General features: G+C 66.3%; 22 protein-coding genes. 7 read left to right on the plus strand and 15 right to left on the minus strand.

Annotated features, from left to right (window positions below):
• Window positions 1–15 precede the first annotated feature (15 nt).
• The 7 genes from A6I89_RS05035 to A6I89_RS24560 form a co-directional block, all read right to left on the minus strand.
• The gene (locus tag A6I89_RS05035) at window positions 16–1182 is read right to left on the minus strand and encodes a zinc-dependent alcohol dehydrogenase (protein ID WP_022596361.1); all 1167 of its coding nucleotides are present in this window, start codon (window positions 1180–1182) and stop codon (window positions 16–18) included.
• A 21-nt stretch (window positions 1183–1203) separates the two neighbouring features.
• Window positions 1204–1722, minus strand: a complete 519-nt coding sequence (locus A6I89_RS05040; protein ID WP_022596360.1) for an SRPBCC family protein — start codon at window positions 1720–1722, stop codon at window positions 1204–1206.
• 16 nt (window positions 1723–1738) lie between these two features.
• Window positions 1739–1891: a hypothetical protein gene (locus tag A6I89_RS24555; RefSeq protein ID WP_013416254.1), complete on the minus strand. Its 153-nt coding sequence runs from the start codon at window positions 1889–1891 to the stop codon at window positions 1739–1741.
• A 76-nt stretch (window positions 1892–1967) separates the two neighbouring features.
• Complete coding sequence (locus A6I89_RS05045) at window positions 1968–3434, minus strand: aminotransferase class I/II-fold pyridoxal phosphate-dependent enzyme (protein WP_022596359.1); 1467 nt, start codon at window positions 3432–3434, stop codon at window positions 1968–1970.
• Window positions 3435–3439: 5 nt separating this feature from the next.
• Complete coding sequence (locus A6I89_RS05050) at window positions 3440–4960, minus strand: FAD-dependent oxidoreductase (protein WP_022596357.1); 1521 nt, start codon at window positions 4958–4960, stop codon at window positions 3440–3442.
• Between the two features lie 4 nt (window positions 4961–4964).
• A complete protein-coding gene (locus A6I89_RS05055) occupies window positions 4965–5222 on the minus strand; it encodes a DUF7218 family protein (protein WP_005512734.1) in 258 nt (85 codons plus the stop codon).
• Between the two features lie 97 nt (window positions 5223–5319).
• Window positions 5320–5496 carry a hypothetical protein gene (locus A6I89_RS24560; protein ID WP_005512735.1) on the minus strand — a complete coding sequence of 59 codons (177 nt, stop codon included), beginning with the start codon at window positions 5494–5496 and terminating at the stop codon, window positions 5320–5322.
• Between the two features lie 124 nt (window positions 5497–5620).
• Between A6I89_RS24560 and A6I89_RS05060 the strand changes: the two genes are divergently transcribed.
• Together A6I89_RS05060 and A6I89_RS05065 are read left to right on the plus strand one after the other, a co-directional pair.
• The gene (locus A6I89_RS05060; RefSeq protein WP_022596355.1) at window positions 5621–7048 is read left to right on the plus strand and encodes a cytochrome P450; all 1428 of its coding nucleotides are present in this window, start codon (window positions 5621–5623) and stop codon (window positions 7046–7048) included.
• Window positions 7045–7464 (plus strand): hypothetical protein, encoded by a 420-nt coding sequence (locus tag A6I89_RS05065; RefSeq protein WP_022596353.1) that lies wholly within the window; start codon window positions 7045–7047, stop codon window positions 7462–7464. The genes A6I89_RS05060 and A6I89_RS05065 overlap by 4 nt, the downstream gene beginning before the upstream one ends.
• A gap of 24 nt (window positions 7465–7488) precedes the next feature.
• On the opposite strand, the gene A6I89_RS05070 is transcribed toward A6I89_RS05065, so the two are convergent.
• Entirely contained in the window at window positions 7489–8385 is an 897-nt protein-coding gene (locus A6I89_RS05070; RefSeq protein WP_022596350.1) for an SDR family oxidoreductase, read from the minus strand.
• A gap of 141 nt (window positions 8386–8526) precedes the next feature.
• Between A6I89_RS05070 and A6I89_RS05075 the strand changes: the two genes are divergently transcribed.
• Window positions 8527–9099 carry a hemerythrin domain-containing protein gene (locus A6I89_RS05075; protein ID WP_044991147.1) on the plus strand — a complete coding sequence of 191 codons (573 nt, stop codon included), beginning with the start codon at window positions 8527–8529 and terminating at the stop codon, window positions 9097–9099.
• 83 nt (window positions 9100–9182) lie between these two features.
• On the opposite strand, the gene A6I89_RS05080 is transcribed toward A6I89_RS05075, so the two are convergent.
• Complete coding sequence (locus tag A6I89_RS05080) at window positions 9183–10073, minus strand: manganese catalase family protein (protein ID WP_013416246.1); 891 nt, start codon at window positions 10071–10073, stop codon at window positions 9183–9185.
• Between the two features lie 210 nt (window positions 10074–10283).
• Here A6I89_RS05080 and A6I89_RS05085 point away from each other — a divergent pair, with 210 nt between their 5' ends.
• Together A6I89_RS05085 and A6I89_RS05090 are read left to right on the plus strand one after the other, a co-directional pair.
• Window positions 10284–11234, plus strand: a complete 951-nt coding sequence (locus tag A6I89_RS05085) for a TIGR03557 family F420-dependent LLM class oxidoreductase (protein WP_022596346.1) — start codon at window positions 10284–10286, stop codon at window positions 11232–11234.
• A gap of 37 nt (window positions 11235–11271) precedes the next feature.
• Complete coding sequence (locus A6I89_RS05090) at window positions 11272–11694, plus strand: ChaB family protein (RefSeq protein ID WP_013416244.1); 423 nt, start codon at window positions 11272–11274, stop codon at window positions 11692–11694.
• Between the two features lie 54 nt (window positions 11695–11748).
• Here the strand turns inward: A6I89_RS05090 and A6I89_RS05095 are convergent, their stop codons facing one another.
• Window positions 11749–12198 carry a MarR family winged helix-turn-helix transcriptional regulator gene (locus A6I89_RS05095; RefSeq protein WP_013416243.1) on the minus strand — a complete coding sequence of 150 codons (450 nt, stop codon included), beginning with the start codon at window positions 12196–12198 and terminating at the stop codon, window positions 11749–11751.
• Window positions 12199–12252: 54 nt separating this feature from the next.
• Between A6I89_RS05095 and A6I89_RS05100 the strand changes: the two genes are divergently transcribed.
• Window positions 12253–12627 carry a cupin domain-containing protein gene (locus tag A6I89_RS05100; protein WP_064066899.1) on the plus strand — a complete coding sequence of 125 codons (375 nt, stop codon included), beginning with the start codon at window positions 12253–12255 and terminating at the stop codon, window positions 12625–12627.
• 297 nt (window positions 12628–12924) lie between these two features.
• On the opposite strand, the gene A6I89_RS05105 is transcribed toward A6I89_RS05100, so the two are convergent.
• The 4 genes from A6I89_RS05105 to A6I89_RS05125 form a co-directional block, all read right to left on the minus strand.
• A complete protein-coding gene (locus tag A6I89_RS05105; RefSeq protein WP_022596341.1) occupies window positions 12925–14091 on the minus strand; it encodes an FAD-dependent oxidoreductase in 1167 nt (388 codons plus the stop codon).
• A gap of 27 nt (window positions 14092–14118) precedes the next feature.
• A complete protein-coding gene (locus A6I89_RS05110; RefSeq protein WP_022596338.1) occupies window positions 14119–14829 on the minus strand; it encodes a TetR/AcrR family transcriptional regulator in 711 nt (236 codons plus the stop codon).
• Window positions 14830–15765: 936 nt separating this feature from the next.
• Window positions 15766–16293 (minus strand): SRPBCC family protein, encoded by a 528-nt coding sequence (locus A6I89_RS05120; RefSeq protein WP_022596334.1) that lies wholly within the window; start codon window positions 16291–16293, stop codon window positions 15766–15768.
• A 203-nt stretch (window positions 16294–16496) separates the two neighbouring features.
• The gene (locus A6I89_RS05125) at window positions 16497–17261 is read right to left on the minus strand and encodes a nucleotidyltransferase domain-containing protein (RefSeq protein WP_080668412.1); all 765 of its coding nucleotides are present in this window, start codon (window positions 17259–17261) and stop codon (window positions 16497–16499) included.
• A gap of 745 nt (window positions 17262–18006) precedes the next feature.
• Here A6I89_RS05125 and A6I89_RS05130 point away from each other — a divergent pair.
• Complete coding sequence (locus A6I89_RS05130; protein ID WP_022596331.1) at window positions 18007–18366, plus strand: nucleoside triphosphate pyrophosphohydrolase; 360 nt, start codon at window positions 18007–18009, stop codon at window positions 18364–18366.
• 1189 nt (window positions 18367–19555) lie between these two features.
• Here A6I89_RS05130 and A6I89_RS05140 read toward each other — a convergent pair.
• A complete protein-coding gene (locus A6I89_RS05140) occupies window positions 19556–19933 on the minus strand; it encodes a hypothetical protein (protein ID WP_022596329.1) in 378 nt (125 codons plus the stop codon).
• Window positions 19934–20123: the final 190 nt, after the last annotated feature.

The following is a 20123-nucleotide window of genomic DNA, read 5'->3' on the forward strand; positions in this document are numbered from 1 at the left end:
CACCCTCTCGCGTCGCTACGGACGGAAGACCGCGCGGACGCAACCGTCCTGCTTCTTCTTGAACATCTCGTAGCCCCGGACCGCGTCCTCGAGCGGGAGGTCGTGGGTGGCGAGTACCGCGGGATCGAGTTCACCCCGCTGCACGTGCTCGAACAGCCTGGGGAGATAGCGCTGCCCGTGCTGCTGCGCGGAGCGGATCGTCAGACTCTTGTTGGTCACGGCGCCCATCGGGAACTTGTCGGTCACCCCGTAGACCCCGAGCACGGAGACCACTCCGCCCTTGCGGCAGGCGAGTACGGCCTGCCGCAGTGATGTCGCGCGGTCGGTCTCGAGTCGCAGCAGCTGCTTGGTGCGGTCGTAGAGTTCCTGCACTCCGGTACCGTGGCCCTCCATCCCGACGGCGTCGATGCACGCGTCGGGACCGCGTCCCCCGGTGCTCTCACGTAGTACCTCGCGCACGTTGCAGTCGGTGTAATCCACGGTCTCGGCGTGGCACACGGTGCGTGCCATCTCGAGACGCTCCGGGAACCTGTCGATCACGATCACCCGGTCGGCGCCGAGCAGCAGCGCGCTCTTCGCAGCCATCAGACCCACTCCGCCGGCGCCCCAGACGGCGACCGTGTCACCGGCGGAGATGTCGCAGAAGTCGGCACCCATGTAGCCGGTCGGCACCGCATCGGAGAGGAACAGGGCCTGCTCGTCGGATATCCCGTCGGGCACCGGGAAGCAATTGGAGTCGGCGAACGGCACCCGGATGTACTCGGCGTGCGAGCCCTGGTAGCCCCCGAAGGGGTGGGTGTAGCCGTAGATCCCGCCGGTTGGGTAACCGAAAACCGGTTGCTGCAGATGGGCATTGGGGTTGGCGGTGTCGCACACCGACGGCAGGTCGTGGTCGCAGTACCAGCACGACCCGCAGCTGATGAACGAGGGCACCACCACCCGCGTCCCGGTCCGGATCCGGGTGACCTGCGGGCCGGTCTCGACCACCTCGCCCATGAACTCGTGGCCGAAGACGTCGCCTTCTCGCATCCCCGGTAGGTAGCCGTCGATGAAATGCAGGTCGGACCCGCACGTCGTGGTCAGGCGTACCTCGACGATCGCGTCGTGAGGATTGACCAGACGCGGATCGTCGACGGTTTCCACGGCCAAGTCGTTGACGCCGTTCCAACACAGAGCGCGCACGGGACCTCCTCCGGTTGTCGATCACTGCCCACTACGGCGGGCGCTGGGGTTGTCGCGCAGGGTGGGGACCTCCCCGGTCTGCAGCAGAGCGCGCGCCCGGTAAAGGACTGCGAACGCCGCGAGCGACGACAGGAACTCCGGTAGCGGGGTCCGGGCTCGCAGCGTGACCTCGGTGCCGAGCCCGTGGGGCGCGTCCCGGAAGCCCAGGACGAATCCGGGGGTCGGGCCGGTCGCGTCGCCCCCGGTCGTCGTGAACCGGAAGCCGTCCTCGTCCTCTCGGAGGGTCGCGCGCCACGACTCGGCGTCGTCGGGTGAACCGACCGGGCTCCAGACATACTCCCCGGCAACATCGCCCGCTCGGACTTCCGCGGCCTGGTCGAAGACCGCGGACAGCGATTGGGGGTCGCGCCAGAACTGTGTCACCTCGTCGCGGGGGCGGGCGATGGTGACCGACTGGGTGGCGTCCGACTTCGACACGTGGCCGACGGCCTCGCCCACCACCTGGCCCACCTTCTGCACGACGTTGTCCAGATAGATCATGGGTCCTCCGAGGTGCTCAGCTGTCGTCCTCGTCCTTGTCGGACTGGCGCACGACGTCCGGCGCGTTCTCGCGGGTTGCCATTCCGCCGTCGCGACCGTGATCGGCCGGACCCGGGGGGTCGGCGTGGACGTCGTCCTTCGGTGCGGGGCGGTGGGTCTCGTCGGTCATCTCGAACCTTTCCGGTCTGTGTGTAGTGGGTGCCCGGCTCCGCTGTGGCTCAAACGAAGTCCAGCGGATTCGCCGCTCAGTGCTCTTTCACCACCCGGAACTTCTCCAGCGAGGTGTCGGAGGCGTCCGGGATGTTCATGCCCGCAGCGACGCCGCTGCGGAGGTAGTCGATCACCGCTCGGTCGAGACGCTCGCCCGGCACCACTGCGGGGATGCCCGGGGGATACGGCGTGATCTGTTCGGCGGCGATCCTGCCGTCGGCGTCGCCGGCATCCACCATCTCGATGTCTCCGAAGAAGGCGTCCCGTGGGGAGAGCACCGACTCGAGTTGGAGTTCGTCGGGACTCGGAAGGCGAATCTCGTGGGGCGCCGGGAACGACTCCGCCGCACGGGCGACGGCCCGGAGGGCGTCGACCAGGCGATCGACGGTGGCGTCGTCGTCGGCGAGGGACATCGTGGCGAGGATTCGCCGATGGTCGGTCATGCCGAGATCGATGTGACAGTGTTCGCGCAGCCAATCGGTGCACTGGTATCCGGACACACCGAGGTCGCTCACGTCGACGAGAACCTGGAGCCGGTCCAGATCGTGTGAGGCCTCCTCACCCAGCAGGCGGTCCTCGAGCACGGTGAGACCGTCGATGCCGTTGATTTGCTCGCGGGCGCGCGCGGCCCGTGTGAGCGCGCGTCCGAGCAGGTCGTGGCCGTGCTCGACCATCTGCCGCCGCCAGCCGTCCATGGCCGAGTACAGCATCACGTTCGGGCTGGTGGTCATCAGCAGGTCGGCGCACTGCGCCAGGTACCGGCCCTCTACGAGGTCGCCCTGTACGTGGTAGACCGAGCCCTGTTCGAAACCGGCTCCCATCTTGTGGACGCTGACCACGCAGACATCGGCGCCGGCGTCCATCGCCCAGGTGGGTAGGTCTTCGTGGAACGGCAGGTGTGCGCCCCATGCCTCGTCGACGATGAGCGGCTTGCCGCGCTCGTGGCACACATCGGCGATGCCCGCGATGTCGGCACACGTGCCGTACGGGCTCGGGCTGACGATCAGCGCTCCTGCCGCGTCGGGGTGCTTCTCCCACGCGGAACGGACCTGCTCGGGGGAGGGCGGATGGGAGAAATGCATCTCCTCGTCCCACCTCGGGGTGATCCAGCGGGGCGTGACGCCGCTGAAGACCAGTCCGGCGACGATCGACTTGTGAGAGTCGCGGGCGACGAGGAGGCCGCCCGGATCGTCTCCCGCAACCGCCATCATCGCCGCCTTGACCGACAGCGAACTGCCGCAGGTGGAAAAGAAGGCCTGCTCCGCGCCGACCGCCTCTGCCATCAGCTTCTCGGCGTTCGACAGATAGCCCGCCGACGACAGGCGATCGTCGAGGCCTCCGGACGCCAGGACGTCCGCGCGAAACGGCTCGTCGCCCAACACGTCGCGAACCCGCGCGTCGGCGCCGCGGCCCTGGCGGTGCCCGGGCGGCGAGAAGCCGTAACGGTCCAATCGGTGGTACTCCTGCAAGGCCTCCAGCAGAGGCGCCCGTGACTGGTCCATGACCCTCACGTACCCCGTCGGTCGGAAACGCAATCCGACGCACTCAGACCTCGCGTGGCGGGCCCTTCGAGGACCCGGCCGTCCGCGGCGAAGCGGGAGCCGTGCAGCGGACAGTCCCAGCTGCGTTCGCTGTCGTTCCACCGGACGATGCCCCCGAGATGGGGACACACTGCCGACACCCGGTGGGTCCGCCCGTCGACCGTGCACACGGCTCGAGGAACCGGAACCCCGGGTTGGACCCTGCCCTCGCCCTCCGCAGGCGACGACGAGCGGAATCCGACGACGGGCCCCACCCATCCCTTCACCATCTCGACCGCCACGCCGGCGTTGAGTTCGAGAGTGGGCAGAGCGCTTCGGGGTGCGCGACTCAGTGCCCACGGGTCGAAGGTCGCCGCCCACGCCGGCGGCTCGCCGTCGATTCGCGCGGCGATCACGGCCGCGGCGGCGACGGCGTTCGTCATACCCCACTTGTCGTACCCGCTGGCGATCAGGATCCGATCGTCGGTGGGGAGCAATCCGCCGACCACCGGCAACTGATCGGCCGAGTGGTAGTCCTGAGCCGACCACGTATGGGTGACCTCCCCGCCGGGAAAGTGGCGACGGGTCCAGTCGATCAGATCCGCGACACGCGGCTGCGTCGGTCCGCCGCGACCGACGGTGTGCCCGTTGCCGCCGACGATCAGCAGATCGCCGTCCGGGTTGGGCGCGTAGCGTAGCGACCGCGTAGGGGAGTCGGCGGACAGGTACATCCCTCGGGGCGGCTGGTCCGTACCGGCGACCGCGATGCAGTACGACCTTTGCGGTTCGAGTCTGGCGAAGAAGGACCCGCGGTCGAGGACGGGTGTTCCGGTCGCGAGGACCACCCGGTCGGCCACGAGCTCGCCCCCACCGTCGTGGCGGACGGCGAGGCCGCCCGGCGTCCGCCCGACCGACCGCACGCGAGTGTTCTCGACGACGGGGACGCCACGCCCGCGCAGCTCGCGCACGAGCGCGGTCACGAGGTCGACGGGATCGAACTGCGCCTGATCGGCAAGCCCGATCGCGCCGGTCACCGGGAACGGCAACTCAGCCGCTTCGTCCCAACCGACGTCGAGGCCGGCTTCGGTTGCGGCATCGAACTCGGCGGCGAGCGCCGTCGCGCCCTCGGACGATGTGGCGTAGGTGTACGCCGTTTCCCTCTGCACCGGCACCTCGAAACTGCGGCACAGGTCCAGAAGCCGCCGTCGGCCGTCCCGGTTGGCCTCGACGTAGGCGCGTACGACGTCCGTGGGGTAACGCTCGGCGATCTGCGACAGCTTCGTGCCCTGCAAAAGCGAGATCTTCCCCGTCGTGCGACCCGTCGTCACCGAACCCGCACGGCGGCCCTCGAGGACCGCCACCGTGGCCCCCGCCCGGGAGAGTTCGAACGCGGTACACAATCCGGTCAATCCTGCACCGACCACCACCGTGTCGAACCGGCTGCCGTCCGGAAGGGGCGGACTCGATGCGGGGCGGGGGCGGTCGAGCCACAGCGAGGGGTCGTTCACGGGCTCAGTGGTTACGCAGTTCGGAGATGAGATCGGCCTTGCGCTTGGAGCTGTAGCCCGACAGGCCGATCTCCTTGGCGCGCTTCTTCAGTTCGTCGACGGTCCAGTCCTCGTAGGACTGCGACTTGCCACCCTTGCGGCCCACGTCCGAACGCCCACGGTCAGCGCTCGCATTCGCGATTCGGGCGGCCTTCTCCTTGGACGCGCCCTTCTCCCGGAGCTTCTCGTACTGCTTCTCATCCTTGATCGACGAGCGTGCCATGGTCGTCTCCCTCCAATGCGTGTGCTGCCTGGCTGTCGCATACCCAGCAGTCCGCGTGGCTACACCTTCGGCGTGGACAGGCGTCGGCCAGGCCGGCTCAGCGGCGTCCGTCGCCGTGTTCGGGGCGGTCGTCGGCCGCCTTGCCCTGCGCCATCACGCGCCGCCACCACGGTTCGAGGGGGCTCGGTTGCGGATATCGGACGTCGGGCGACCCCTCGGCACCTTCGGTGTCGTCGTCCGGCTCGGGGGGCGCCCGATGTCTGCGTCTGATCATGTGGGAAGGTTCCCGCCCCGTGAGGATTCGAAACCCTCGCAGAGACAACCCAGAAGGCACCGTCCATGCACGCTGCTGTCACCCCGCGACGTTTGCATTTCGGCGGTACGGGTAGGTCTTCCGAATGACGTCCCACTTCCCAGCGCCGGGCGAGCCGGTCGGTGCCACGACCGACGAGGGATCTTCCGCGATTCCGGTCGTCGCCGGGCTCCGGGCGATCGGAGCGGTCACCGCACTGGGACTGCCGTCGGTCGCCTCCGGCATCATCGCCCGGCGGCATCTGGTCATGCCGCTACTCGAGAAGGCACGGGCCGACGCGTTGTCGATCGAGATGTTCCGACGGCTGCGTGACGAATTCGGTCGTGGTCCGATCGAATTCCGCTTGCCGGGCCGCCGGGTGGTCCTGCTGCTGGACCCCGACGACGTCGCGCGGGTGCTCGACGACAGCCCGGACCCGTTCACGCCGGCGAATCGAGAGAAGCGGGCGGCGCTGGGGGCGTTCCAGCCGCATGGGGTCCTCATCTCGCAGGGCGATATCCGCGCGCGACGGCGCGTGGTCAACGAGGCGGCACTGGAGACCCCGAAGCCGCTGCACGGTGCGTCCGACAGCATGGCCCGGACGATCGACCGGGAGATTTCCATCTTCGCGCAGCAGGTGGGGGAGACCGGCGCGTTCACGGCGGCCGACTTCACCCGGGTCTGGTGGAGAATCGCTCGCCAGGTGACACTGGGGGAAAGTGCGCGGGACGACACGGACGTCACCGATCGGCTGTGGAAGCTCCGCGCCAACGGCAACTGGTCGTACCTCACTCCGCCGCGCCGACGCCTGCGGGATCGGTTCTTCGAGAGTCTCTACGACTACGCCGACCGTGCCGAGCCGGGCACCCTCGTCCACGCGCTCGCGTCGGTGGAGACGGCTCCGGCCGTCGATCCGGTGGGGCAGATCCCGCACTGGCTCTTCGCATTCGACGCGGCCGGGATGGCGACCCTGCGTGCGCTCGCACTCCTTGCCGCGCACCCCGACCGGCTCGCCGAGGTTCGTCGGGAGGCGTCGGAGCGACCCGTCGGGAACGCGGCCACCCTGCCGATCCACCGGGCCTGCATTCTGGAGTCGCTTCGCTTGTGGCCGACGACGCCGGCAATTCTGCGGGATTCGACTCGGCCCACCGTGTGGCGGACCCCGGGTGGCGCGAGGGCCACGGTGCCCGAGGGAAGCATGTTCATCATCCTCACCCCGCCGCTGCACCGCGACCGGGACCGCTTCGACTTCGCCAACGCGTTCACCCCCGACATCTGGATCGACGGGCGTGCCGACGGCTTGCACACGCTGCTGCCTTTCAGCGGTGGCCCCGCCGAATGCCCCGGACGCAACGTCGCCCTGTTCGTATCCAGCACGGTGCTGTCCGCGGTCGTGACGGCATTCGACCGGATCGAACAGGTGAGTGCACCACGACTGCAACCGGGCGGGGACCTGCCTCCGACCCTCAACCACTACGGCTTGAAATTCGCGGCGGCCCAGGGCAGCCGCGCAACGACCGAGGAGAACACATGATCATCATCGGACTGATCCTCCTGATCGCCGCCGTCGCGATCGGGGTGGCCGGCGTCGTGAACAACACCGGCACCGCACACGAACTCCAGGACGACTTCACGGTGTTCGGTGTCCACGTGACCGGGTCCACCGGAACGCTCTTCCTGGCGGGACTGGTCGTCGGCGCCGCGGGCATGCTGGGACTCGCGCTGCTGCTCGCCGGTGCGCGGCGGACCTCGCGCAAGGCCCGTTACGCCCGCCACGAGTTGGAGCGCAGGGACGCCGCGGCGGTGCCGGCCGGTGATGCGGCTGTCTCGCCCACCACCCGCGCCGAGGCCCCCCGCACGGAGACGACGCAGCAATCGGAACACCCGCGGAGCCTGCGCCATCCGTTCGGTGGCGATACCGGGCCGGGGACCCCTCGTCCCTCGCACTGACCGCGGTACACCGATCGCGTGGAACTATGTGAACGGTGTGCCACCGGTGATTCCGAGGACTTCACCAGTGATGTAGCTGGATTCGGGCGAGGCGAAGAACACGTACGCGGGCGCGAGTTCGGCGGGCTGCCCCGGCCTGCCGAGCGGGACGTCCTTGCCGAACTCGCGGTACTGCTCGGGTGGCATCGTGGCCGGGATGAGCGGTGTCCAGATCGGCCCCGGTGCAACGGCATTGACCCGAATCCCCCTGCTTGCCACGTCGTCGGCCAACGCCTTGGTGAAGTCCACGATCCCGGCTTTGGTGGTGGCGTAGTCCATCAGGGAGGGTGATGGGTTGGTGCCCTGGATGGAGGATGTGTTGATGATCGTGGAGCCGGCCGGCATGACCGCGACGGCGAACTTGCACAACCAGAACAGCGCGTAGAGATTGGTCTTCATCACGCGGTCGAACTGTTCGGTCGAGATGTCCGCGATCCCGCCCGGCGTCGCCATCTGGTACGCCGCGTTGTTGACGAGGATGTCCAGTCCTCCGAAGGATTCCACCGTGGACTCCACCAGGGCGCGACAGTGTTCCTCGGAGCGGATGTCGCCGGGGAGGGCGAGCGCGCGTCGACCCGCATCCTCGATCAAACGCATGGTCTCCCGAGCGTCCGGCTCCTCCTCCGGAAGGTAACTGACGGCGACGTCGGCCCCCTCTCGCGCGAACGCTACGGCCACGGCCCTTCCGATCCCCGAGTCACCGCCGGTGACGAGCGCCCGGCGCTGTGCCAGACGGCCGGCTCCGCGGTAGTCCTGCTCGCCGTGGTCGGGGCGGGTAGTCATCTCCTGGGTGAGGCCCGGGTGCGCGATCGGTTTCTGGCCCTCGAGGTCGGGGATCGGAAAGCGCGTGGTGGGATCCTGCAGCGAATCACGTTCGGACATTGCAGTTCTCCTTCGGTCGGAAGGTCCTGGTCCCACCGTGCACGCCTCGCCGGATCCTGTCCACTGCCGGCAGCGTGTTTGAGGACGCCCCTGATCGGTTATGTCCCACAGACAGCCCTGGAATCGGAGGTGATGGGTGTGGTGAATGCGTTGACGTTTCTGCGCGCCGAGCACGAGAGCGTTCTCGGCATGCTGGAGGTGCTCGAAGGGTCGGGCCCGGGATCACCCGGCCGGGACGACATGGTCGCGAATCTCGTGATCGCGGAGTCTCGTCACGAGGCCATCGAACAGGAGATCTTCTGGCCCATCGTCCGCGACGCGGTCCCGGGGGGCGACGAGCTGGCGGACACGGCGATCGGCCAGGAGATGGACGGAGAGAAGTTGCTCGACACCATCGAGCACGGGTCCGCGGGGGACGAGGACTACGAGTCGGCTCTGCGCGAGTTTCTCGCCGCGGCAAGGGAGCACATCGAGTACGAACAGAATCAGGTGTGGCCACTCGTGACGGAGGCCGTTCCCGCCTCGGACCTCGAGGACGCAGGGAACCGACTGGAGGCGGCCCGTAAGCGTGCTCCGACACGTCCTCACCCGAACACACCACCGCGGCCGGCTGTTCTCAAGACCACCGGCGCCATGGCTGCGGCGGTGGACAAGGTTCGCGACGTGCTCAGCGGACGCGGTCGGCACCATCCGCCCGAGACGCCGCCGAGCTGACCGGGACAGCTCACCACGACGAAGGGATGCTCCCCGCCGATCGCGGGGAGCATCCCTTCGTCGCGCATCTGTCGGTCGTGAGGTCAGTTCGCGGGGACGTGCTGCTCGTGCGTGAACGGCTTGGTGCCGTGAACCGCAGGGCCGCCTTCGGGGCTCTCGGTCTCGCCCCGGTTGGTGCTGTCCTCACTGCGCAGCCACTGGTCGGCAGGAGCCTCGACGTAGCGCCACTCCGTGCCCTCGGGCCACGGGCCTTGGCCTTCGTTCCACGGCCCGCGGACCGATCCACCGTTGGACATGTTGAACGCGACGTTCTGGAAGCGATCGTCGCCGGGCAGTTGGCCGGGCGGGAAGTTGACGGGCAGTTCGTTGAGGGCGGCGGTGAACTGCTGGTAGTGCGCCACTTCCCGCGTCATCAGGAACGTCAGGGTGTCCTGCGCACCCGGATCGTCCGTGAACTGCTTGAGGTACTCGTAGACGATCTTCGCCCGCGACTCCGCCGCAAGATTGCTCCGCAGATCCACCGACGGATCCCCATTGGAGTTGACGAAGGTTCCCGACCACGGGGTGCCCGCCGAATTCACGACGTCGGGGCCGCCGCCGGTGAGGCTCAGATAGGTCGGGTTCACCGCGACCTGGTGGATCGCCTGTTCCCGGCCGTCGGCCGTCGCGACGACCGGCATCCAGTCGCAGCGCTCGTTCGCCTGCTTGAGGTCGTCGTTGAGACCGTCCAGAAGCATCGTGATCATCGAGCCGACGATCTCGAGATGGCTGAACTCCTCGGTGGCGATATCCATGAACAGGTCGTACATCTTCGGGTTCTTGCGCCGCAGGACGAATGCCTGCGTGAAGTACTGCATGGCGGCCTTGAGTTCACCGTTGGCGCCGCCGAACTGTTCCTGCAGCAGCGTCGCGAACTGTGGGTCGGGCCTGTCGATCCGGACTTCGAACTGGAGATCCTTGTTGTGGGTGAACATGTCACTTCCTTCGGGACGCGGTAGTTCGGACGTTGCCGAGATACCCGCCGCGGCGCGGAGGAATCCTCGACCGGCGTGGCCGTCGCCGATCGTGACGCGAACGCAATATCGGCACCGGCGGCACCCCACGCGGAGCCGGTTTCGAGCGCTCGGCTGCGGGGTAGTCGATTTTCAGGACCGGGTGACGGATACGGCATCGACGGAGGCGTTGTGAAGATCGGATACAAATTGTTCGCGGAGGCGTACTCGCCCGCCGAGCTCGTGCGGCAGGCGGTTCGGGCAGAGGAGGCGGGTTTCGACTTCGTCGAGATCAGCGATCACTTCCACCCCTGGCTGCACGATCAGAACCACTCCGGTTTCGCGTGGTCGATCCTCGGATCCATCGCCGCGAAGACGTCGACCCTCGAACTGGCCACCGGGGTGACGTGTCCCTTCGTCCGCTACCACCCGGCGATCATCGCGCAAGCGGCGGCCACGACAGCACTCCTGTCCGACGGCAGATTCGTGCTGGGGCTGGGAACCGGGGAACGACTGAACGAGCACGTCGTGGCCCGCGGGTGGCCACCGGCGTCGACCCGTTCGGCGATGCTGCGCGAGTCGATCGAAATCATCCGTTTGCTGTGGAGCGGCGGCTATCACAGCTACAGCGGTCGACACCTCGAGCTCGAGGACGCGCGTGTGTTCGACTTGCCGGAGCAACTGCCTCCGATCATCGTGGCGGGATCGGGAGCGCCGGCGGCGAAGATCGCGGCCGATCTCGGCGACGGATTGTTCGCGACCGAGCCCGACCCGGATCTGATCGCCCAGTACGAGAAGGAGGGGGGAGCGGGACGGCGATACGCCGAGGTCCCGCTGTCCTGGGCGCCGACGGAGGACGCGGCCCTGCAGTCTGCGCACAAGCTGTTTCGCTTCTCGGCTACCGGGTGGAAAGTGCAGGCCGAGTTGCCGAATCCGGTCAATTTCGAGGCCGCCGCATCCGTTGTCCGGGAATCGGACACGGCCGAGAGCTTCGGCTACGGGCCCGATCCGGAAGGTCATCTGGAGCGCATTCGCGAGTACGGCGAAGCCGGCTTCGATCATCTCGCCCTCGTCAACGCGGGACCGGATGTCGACGGGTTCTTCGATTTCTACGTGCGGGAGATTGCACCGGCGTTGGCCTAGGCCGTGCCGGACGAGACAGGCGAGAGAAGGTGCAGTGATGCCGAAGACGACCAAGACCGGACAGCCGAAGAAGCAGGAGCTGCCGGAAACACTGCTGCGCTCGCCCGCGAAGGCGCAACGGACCTTCGCCAAGGCGCACGACTCGGCGGTCGAAGAGTACGGCGAAGGTGAGCGAGCACACAGGGTCGCGTACGCGGCGCTCAAGCACAGCTTCGAGAAGGTCGGCGACCACTGGGAGCCGAAGGCCGAGAAGGGGCCGTCGGACGCACGGGCGCGCAGCGGAGGCCCGCAGGCCTCCGGCCGCACCGCTGAGGGCGTCGACGCCAACGCCAGCAGACGTCACCTCTACGACATCGCTCGGAAACTCGATATCCACGGCCGGTCGACGATGAACAAGGGGGAGCTTGTCGATGCCATCGAGAAGGAGAACCGACGCCGGAGTGCCGCAGCGCGAAGTTGAGACGAGACGCGGGCCCCCAATACACAGCGCAAGCGCTGTCGCCCGACTATTCGGTCACCAGACCGGCCGGGGCGTTCCGTGTTTCCCGATCTCCTCGAGTGCGACCACCAGCGATGCCATTGTGTCGGCGCCGATCGTCGTGCTCGCTGCTTCCCAGCAGCGGAGGGCTGCGTCAGTAGCCGCAGCGGTCACATCGACACCGGCGGAGGTGAGCCGTACGAGCTGCGAACGGCGATCGCTTCGGTGGGGGTGTTTGCTCACATACCCCGACGCGACCAACTCGTCGACCATCACAGCTGCGGACTGTTTCGTGATACCCAGGTAGGCCGCTATTTCGCTGACGGTGGCCCCGTCGCCGGCCACTCTGCGAAACAACAAGCCATGCGCCGGGCGTAGCGACGAATGCCCCGCCGCGACCACGGCGGCATTGATCCGCTCTGCCAGTGCGGATGAGCTTCGCATCAGCAGTATCAGCAGATCGGCGCGCGGTTCGTCCCTTGACATGTCGTCAGCCTACCTGTCCAATAAAGACAGTTAAACTGACGAAAGGGGATCGACATGCCGATTCGACGAAGCGGCGATCACGACACCCACCAAATGCACGGCGCGAAATTCCACTCCTATGTGGCGCCCTCTCGCGGCAGTCGACAGCTGTGCGCTTGGCGGACGGATCTCGTGCCGGGAAGTGCTGGCGCATCGCACACGGTTTCGCATGAGGAGGTCCTTCTCGTGCTTGATGGAACACCTGTGATCACGCTGGACGACAGCCGATTTGAACTCTCGGTGGGAGATGTCGTGTTCGTTCCGGAGTCCGCGACTGTTCAGCTCGACAACCCCAACGGCAGTGTCGCCTCGTTGTGGGTGACGACATCGGTGGGCATGACGGCCATCACTGCGGACCGCGGAACCATAACCCCGCCGTGGGCGTCCTGATCCCCCTCGGGTTCGACAGCTCCGGGACCATTTCACCGTCCAGCGGCAGAAGCGCCGCCCGGTGGACCGATCGGAGTCCGATCCTCTCCCGGCGCCGACGCAGGCTCCCTCCACGCACCTCTCCGGTCATCCTCAGGGAGCGGCTATGCGGCGCCGAAATCGCTTCGGGGCCATCCCTGTTGTCGCGAACCCCGTCTTGAGAGTCGCCCGAGGAGGCGGACCGGAGGCTGGGGTGTCGCTCCGCGCTTCGGGCACTATGGCGTGTTCTCCGCTGCGTTCCACGGGTATGCCGCGCTGCTATATTTCGCCGGCGCGGCCACTCTCGGAGTCGTGAGCGGCGAACATGTCCACAAGACCTTGCGGTGACGCCGCGCTGAAGAGGATGTCGAGGCTCTGCGCGGATTCGGCGGCCGCCTCGGTGGCGCGAGGAAACAGTTCGGCTTCGTAGGCGGCGAGTGCGGTCTCGGTGTCGCCAGGGTGGTCAACGATGGCAAGTGCGAGCAGTGCCCCGTCGTACATTGCAAGGTTGGCGCCCTCTCCGGCGAAAGGCGACATTACGTGCGCGGCATCGCCGAGGAGTGTGACCCCGGGGACGCGCGGCCATGAGTGTCCGACGGGGAGGGCGTTGACGCGGCGCGGGGTCAGGCCGGTATCGGAGTTGGTGACCAGACCGCGGAGCGCGTCGTTCCAGCCGTCGAGCAGGTCGAGGATGGTTTGTTGGGCGGTGGCGGTGTCGGAGAAGTCGATCGTGTCGATCCAGTCTTCGTCGATGCGGATGCCGAGGTAACTGTGCAGGCTGCCGTCGGTTTCACGATGACCCAGGATTCCTGTGTTTCCGCGGAATGCGAACAGCATTCCACCGCCCATGATCTCGGCCTGGGCGGGGCGTCGTTCGTCGGCGTCGAACAGGTCTGCTTCGACGAACGAGATTCCTGTGTACGCGGGTGTGGCGTCGGAGATCAGTGACCGCACTCTCGACCACGCGCCGTCGGCTCCGATGAGGAGGTCGGTGGTGATGGTTTCACCATTCGTGAATGTCACTTCGTGGCGGCCGGTTGTGCCTGCGTCCGCGTGGATGTGGATGGCTTTGTGACCCCAGCGGATGGTGTCGTCGGGTAGTGAATCGATGAGCATGTCACGGAGTTGGCCGCGGTCGACTTCAGGCCGCGTGAGGGTTCCGTCGTCTGCTTCGTCGCGGAGGATCGCGCCGGTGTGGTCGACTATGCGCATTGCTTCGCCGCCGGGGCGGACCAGTGCGGCGAAGGGTGCCCACAGATCCGCGGCGTGGATGGCCTTCTGGCCGTTGTAGTGGTGGATGTCGAGCATGCCGCCCTGGACGCGGGCGTCACGGGTCGGTTCGAGTTCGAACACGGCGGATTCGATGCCGTGGCTGTGGAGGACACGAGCGGCTACCAGGCCGCCGAGACCGCCGCCGATAATCGCGATGGGGTAGTGCTTGGGCATGGTGCTCCTTGGTGAGGCCCGCTGTGGTCAGGGCGCATCGTGGTGTGTGTCTGGTGTTGGTGTGGCGGAGATTCCGGTGAGGAGTGCCCGGATGGACCACGAAATGCGTTCGGCTGGTGTGCCGCCGAGGATCGAACCCGCGTGTGCAGTGAGATGGGGGAGGGCTTGTGGGTCGGCAGATCGGATCGCTGACGTGAGATGCATTGATTTGGCTTCGTTCTCGCCGAGATGGTCGCGGTTGGTGGGCGCCGGAGTGCTGTGCTCGGCGGCAGTCGCGGTGACGTACTGCAGTAGGAGATCGGCACCCCATGAAGCGCGGGCGGGCTCGATACCGCCTCCTAGGAGCAACCCGAGGACCCGGTCGAACAATCGAAGTGAGCTCGGTCCTGCCGGGCGGAGTGCAACTGCCGATCGCGCCAGACCGGGATATGTGAACAGCACGTCGGTGTAGTCCGCCAGTAGATTCTCGAGCCGTGTCTGCCAGTTCCCGTCTGCGCCTACCTCCAGTGACCCGATGAGTTCGTCCAGTACCGCGTTGTGGAGTTCGGTGGTGTTGGCCACGTAGACGTACAGCGAGGATGCGCCGGTGTCGAGCGCCTGTGCCACGCGACGCAGAGTGGCCTTCTCGAGGCCCTCGGCGCGCATGATCTCGATGGTTGCGCCGATGATCCCTTCGCGGGATAACGCCGGCTTGGCGGGTCGTTCGCGTCGGCTACGGATCGAAACTGCCTTCTCCATACCGACCACGTTACACGAACATGTTCGTAACGAACATGTTCGTACTGGCCGGAGTGTTCGCACTGTGGTTCGGCGAGCTCGAGCAGAAGACGGTCGACCACGATCGGCATGTTCGGCCTGCGTCGTGCCCTGCTGGTCGGCGAGGTACGTCGAGATCGGCACTCGTCGGAGTGTCGCGGTGCATGTTCACCATCGCCTCGAGCGGCCGCAACCGCTGGGCAATCCGGGCGCGGGCGAGCATCACAGCGAGCCTCCTCGAGGCCGGTTGGCCGGTCCGGTCACGGGCAGGCGTGCGGCCCAGCAGTCAGCCAGGTGGGGAAGCGGACGTCCTTCGTGGCCCGCCGTTAGGATCGTCACATGCGGTGCACCTTCGAGGGTGGAAACCTTACGGGGAGCTATCTCGACGTCGACGAACGAGAGATCGGCTCCTATCAGACCCGTCAGATGTGCTGCCCCGATCAGCCGGCCGATCAGGTTCGGAGTCACGGTCGCTGCGTGTACATCCGGACAGAACGGACAAGGGAACACGATGGAGCATCCTGGGTCGTGTTCACCCACTACGGAGACTGGGTGAACTACGAACCTGGCAAGGCGTAGGCACGGCCGACTGGCAGCCGGTCCCTCATCCGCACATCCCGCTGCTATTCGTACCGGGCCTTCCCGCCGCAGTTTGTTGCCTTTCGTAGTTCTCCTCGCTGGGCCGGCCTTGGTCCCGTGAATTGTGTACGGACGGAACGGCCCCTACGCAAGCGATGTCGGCAAGTTGGCGCGGGCACGGGCACGGGCACGAACACTCCATCCCTGTGTTGAACGCGAACGAAGAACCACTCTGCCTGCGCTGCAAGGGGATTTCCTTGGATGTCGCAGCCAACGGAAGTGACCTCTACCAGGCAGGTAGTGGCGATCCGAAGCCCGGCTCTCGGTCGATCGCGCAGCTCAGGTGTCAATGGGCGTGGTTTCGGTCGCGCGCCCGAGGTGGTCAGCGGTCTCCGTCACGACGCGCTGTAGCGCCGCGGTAACGGCCGGTGCACCACGTCGCAGCGGCACGCGCAGTGTGCGAGCCGGTTCGATCGCGAACGTCCAAGTCAGTCGCGAGCCGGATGCAATCTGCTCGACGAGTATGTCCTCCACGAAAAGCCGCAGACCGGCGACGGTGAATCTACTGACGTAGAAGGTGTTCCGATACCGGACTCGCGATGTCTCCTCCCACCGGAAGTACTCCTCTGTGGCCTTCACTGGGGATGGACGCATCGACAGTTCACGACGCGTGCCCACACCGAACGGGCGTGGTGTCAGGTATCGGGAACTGGTGACAGATGAGCACCAAGCGAGCGCGTTATCGCGGGTCAGTTCCGCCCATGCAGATTCCGCGGAGACCGACAGTGCGACCGAGAAGCGCCGGACGAAGGTGGCTGTTTCCAGGTGCGTCTCGTCGCCGGCAGACAGGTCGAACCATTTCGGCATCACACAATCCTAGAAACCACCACTCCGATCCGCGGCAGTCCCGCGGGTTTGTGACGCGCAACATCACGAATCGAAGTGTGGGGACCGCACAGTGATTGGCGCACTTCACAGGTCCGAGGGCCGATCGCTCGGTCAGGTCTGCGTGACCGCCCGCAGCGCCAGCCCGGGCAGACACTCGGATGCGTGGCGGGCGGCATGGCCCGTCAGGTCTCAGTCAGGAGCGTGTGCAGAACGCCTTCCTGGAAGGTCCGTGCTTGCCGGCCCGAGGGTGGGGGCCCACCCCAGCGTGCTGCGATGGACTGCTCGATCGCCTCGGTCGGCTGGTTGCCGGCCCCGAGTAGCCGAAGGCCGGCGTCGGCTTTGGAAAGCCACCTCCCGTAGCGATATCGGACCAGCGCGCGGCAGGCCCCCAGGACCGCGTCGTCGGCTCCGGCTGCAGATCGGTCGTCGGATTGGCCGGACAGCGCCATCCACCAGTGCAGCGAGTCGATCAGTAGGCTCCGCAGCTCGTCCGGTGGTAGTTCGGCGAAAGCCTCCGAGGCCGGCGGTCCCGCCAACACCCGGCCGCTTTGGTGCAGGATGCTGCGGTCCAGTCCGTACCAGAACGTCCCGTCGGCCGCCGGACGGTCCGCAGGTCGAAAGGTCTGCCGGAAGGCCATGTCTGGGCCGTCGTTCAGCTCGAGCTCGAAGCCCGGCTTCCCGGTGCCCGAGTGCGCTGTAGCCACGGTGTAGACCACCAGCTCCAAACCCCGGGCCGGACACGGCAGGGCGCTGTGCCGCAATCGGGCTATCAACTCCCGCTTTACAGCCTCTCTCAAGGGGTTGCGGCAGAGCAGAGCGATGTCGATGTCGCTGCGGCCAGGGTCGAAGGCGTCCAGAGCCAGCGACCCGGCCGCGTACGCCCCGACGAATTCCGTACCCAACACCTCGCGGGCGGCCTCCACGACGGCTTCGAGATATGGTTCCACGTCGCTATCCGGCACCTGCCCATCATCCTTGGCCCAGCATCGAGGAACCAGACCACGCGCAACGGAATCAACGGCCACAGAGAAAGCAACCCAGTCCGTTGTGATCTGCGCACGGGTTCCCTCTGCCCGGCGCTGTGAACCGGTACACTCGCGCAGTGTCGTCAGCGGTGATTTCCCGCATCCGATTAATGGTCGACTACTGCGCGCCGTTTCCAGTATGGGGAACCTATCTTCGCGTGCCGGACCACTTCGTCCTACTCGGGCCGGGCCGCAACCCGCTCGGGCTGTCGCGATCTGATTCGTGACCTCATTGAATGGCAACGTTCGTGGGACCGGCAGTACGACCCAATCGATGGTTGGGATAACCCCGCACACGCACGGCGCCATCGAGAGGTGGGCGCGGATCTCTATCGCCGGCTCCGCGAAGAGACGGGCCGAGACGACATCACCTGGGAGTGAGCAGCCCTAGTAGACAAAGTCGACGCGGACGCCGCTCGTCCGCGCTGGGTATCGCTGAGCGCCATGCTCACCGATCCCGCGGACGGCTTGGAAACCGGTAGTGCCTTCGACGGTCGATGAACACCTCACGTCGCCGAGGGCCGGCCGGACTGGCAATACCACTCCTGAATCAGTACCACCTCGCGGTAATGGTTACAGCTGTATGAACGAACCAGCCTCGCCAAGGCGCCGTTCAATCCCGGAAACAGGGGGCGCTGCACGTCGTCCTGGATGGTTGAATCAGCGAATGGGAAGCAGCGGCGCGGTAGAGTTCCATCGAAAGCTCGTTCGAGACAACATTCCGGACGTTATTCTTGCCAATGGTGACCGCCCGCACTGGCGGCCCATAGTCGACGATTCGGACTACCTCGCGGCGCTGCTCACCAAGGTCGTCGAGGAAGCCAAGGAACTGCAGGACGCGTCGCCGGAGAACCGAATCGACGAGTTGGCCGACCTGCTCGAGGTTGCCGCCGCCTTGATGGCGGAGCTCGGGATGGCGGATTCCGAGGTGAAGAAGGTGGCCGATCGGAAGCGTACGACCCGGGGCGGCTTCACGAAGCGAATCTGGCTCGATCACGTCGAGATGGGCAACACGGCACAGCCATAGAGCGACACACTGGCCGCCTTCGCAGCGGGAGCACGCCGAACCAACTGGGAGGACAGCCAAGGTGACAAGTGTTCATGTAGCGGAACGTCACGTTCTCGCTGCCATAGGTCTTGGGCGCATCGTCTGGGGTGCCACAACAGCGCTCTTTCCCGGCTGCGTCCACCGAGCGCTTGGTGTCGAGTATCCCGGCCCGGACAAGGGGATCTGGATCAAGGCCTTTGGAGTCCGCGACATCGTCCTGGGGGTGGCGGCCCTGCACCCCGACGATGCTGTTCGACGCGCAACGCTGAAAGCCGGTGTCGTGATGGACGTCGTCGACGCGGGAGTGGTAGCGGCCGCTGCTCGCCAAGGGCTTCCGCGCCGAGCCGCGGTGATTGGGATTCTGCTTGCAGCGGGCACAGCGACCTTCGCGACCGGTGGGCCTGCAATTATTGGAAAGCTCAGGACGCCAGCCGCACGACAGCGAACCTGACTACGACACTGCGGTGGCGCTGCCTGAACGGCTCCGCCCCACGACAATCAATTCGTCTTTCAACAACGCGAATTCGCGGGTGGCGACGACTGCCCTGCTTTTAGGTGTAACGGCTGGGCGTCATTCGCGGTAGTCGACGCATGAACGGTAGGCGGGTGTTGCTGGGCGTAGTGGTGGGGGCGGCGCTGGTCGCCTGCGGAAGCGGTGCCGGATAGAGCGGTCAGCCCTCGTCTGTGACGACGACTTCCTTCGCGCTGCCGAGTACTCCGTCGCAGACGACCGTCGTCGAGTCGCCACCCCCTACGGCGTCGCCCGAATCGCGAATCCATCCGATGTTGCAGAAGAAGAGGAAGCGGGTGGGTGCTTGGGTCGCATGAGTGACGATCGCCGGAGCTGGTCGGCGACATCGAGCCTTCTGCTGGATGATCGGCTGCGAGCACACCTACAAGCCTCATGAAAACGCCGTCGACTCTTTCAATTGCTCAGCGGAGGAGTGATTTTCGCGTTGGTCACGCCACAGAACATGCTGGGGACGCCCAGCCGAAATCAGCAACGATAGAACCCCCGAGTCGATTACAAGGCGCTCAACGTATGCACCATGGGATGGCGTATAGGTCGTACAGGTGCAGCTCGCCCCGAGCAGGGGCGAGCATCCCAGGTGGGGCCGGAACCCCCGTCAGGGGTGGGGTCGAACAGGCCAGGGCTGGCCCTTCTCGATCAGATATGCCGCCAAAGCGCACAAAAGAGGACTCCGAAGTTGTCGATCGGGATGACCGGATCACCTGAGGTGTATCGCATCTGCTCGTTGAAGTAGCTCTGTCCGGCTTGAAACAGTGCCAGTAGCACGAGGACGACTTCTGCGGGTTTGTTGGTCCATCGGGAGAAGAACAGGACGACGCCGAGAGCAATTTCGACCATGACCATTACGGCATAGGTGATCCACAGCGAGGTCTCGAAGATGGGCAAGCCGGTGAACGTGAGCCCGCCGATGAGGCAGATTGCGGCGATGACAAGTGCCTTCGCGGCGCTACCTCGGGAACCGTGTGGCGTCGTGTCGGCGTGCCGCTGGTTTCCCGTTCTGCGACTGTCGCACACCGGATGGTTGCGGCGTGCGGGTGAAGGGTTTGGTGTCCCGCAGATACCAGGTGATCCAGTAGGCGGGGAAGAGCACGATCGAGCCGGCAGCGAGGACGCCGCTACCGCCACGTCGGCGTTACCCGATTGCTGTCAGTACGCCGATCCCGAGGTACGCGCCCACCGTGACCAGGAGCAGTGTCACTACCAG

It is taken from the genome of Prescottella equi, from assembly GCF_002094305.1.
GTDB lineage: Bacteria > Actinomycetota > Actinomycetes > Mycobacteriales > Mycobacteriaceae > Prescottella > Prescottella equi.

Excerpts from the sequence above, each read along its gene's own strand:
- A6I89_RS05045 (WP_022596359.1), bottom strand. The coding sequence starts at position 3,434 with ATGGACCAGTCACGGGCGCCTCTGCTGGAGGCCTTGCAGGAGTACCAC.
- A6I89_RS05065 (WP_022596353.1), top strand. The coding sequence starts at position 7,045 with ATGATCATCATCGGACTGATCCTCCTGATCGCCGCCGTCGCGATCGGG.
- A6I89_RS24555 (WP_013416254.1), bottom strand. The coding sequence starts at position 1,891 with ATGACCGACGAGACCCACCGCCCCGCACCGAAGGACGACGTCCACGCC.
- A6I89_RS05080 (WP_013416246.1), bottom strand. The coding sequence starts at position 10,073 with ATGTTCACCCACAACAAGGATCTCCAGTTCGAAGTCCGGATCGACAGG.
- A6I89_RS05120 (WP_022596334.1), bottom strand. The coding sequence starts at position 16,293 with ATGCCGAAATGGTTCGACCTGTCTGCCGGCGACGAGACGCACCTGGAA.
- A6I89_RS05055 (WP_005512734.1), bottom strand. The coding sequence starts at position 5,222 with ATGGCACGCTCGTCGATCAAGGATGAGAAGCAGTACGAGAAGCTCCGG.
- A6I89_RS05100 (WP_064066899.1), top strand. The coding sequence starts at position 12,253 with ATGCCGATTCGACGAAGCGGCGATCACGACACCCACCAAATGCACGGC.
- A6I89_RS05105 (WP_022596341.1), bottom strand. The coding sequence starts at position 14,091 with ATGCCCAAGCACTACCCCATCGCGATTATCGGCGGCGGTCTCGGCGGC.
- A6I89_RS05130 (WP_022596331.1), top strand. The coding sequence starts at position 18,007 with ATGGGAAGCAGCGGCGCGGTAGAGTTCCATCGAAAGCTCGTTCGAGAC.
- A6I89_RS05040 (WP_022596360.1), bottom strand. The coding sequence starts at position 1,722 with ATGATCTATCTGGACAACGTCGTGCAGAAGGTGGGCCAGGTGGTGGGC.
- A6I89_RS24560 (WP_005512735.1), bottom strand. The coding sequence starts at position 5,496 with ATGATCAGACGCAGACATCGGGCGCCCCCCGAGCCGGACGACGACACC.
- A6I89_RS05060 (WP_022596355.1), top strand. The coding sequence starts at position 5,621 with ATGACGTCCCACTTCCCAGCGCCGGGCGAGCCGGTCGGTGCCACGACC.
- A6I89_RS05090 (WP_013416244.1), top strand. The coding sequence starts at position 11,272 with ATGCCGAAGACGACCAAGACCGGACAGCCGAAGAAGCAGGAGCTGCCG.
- A6I89_RS05110 (WP_022596338.1), bottom strand. The coding sequence starts at position 14,829 with ATGGAGAAGGCAGTTTCGATCCGTAGCCGACGCGAACGACCCGCCAAG.
- A6I89_RS05095 (WP_013416243.1), bottom strand. The coding sequence starts at position 12,198 with ATGTCAAGGGACGAACCGCGCGCCGATCTGCTGATACTGCTGATGCGA.
- A6I89_RS05070 (WP_022596350.1), bottom strand. The coding sequence starts at position 8,385 with ATGTCCGAACGTGATTCGCTGCAGGATCCCACCACGCGCTTTCCGATC.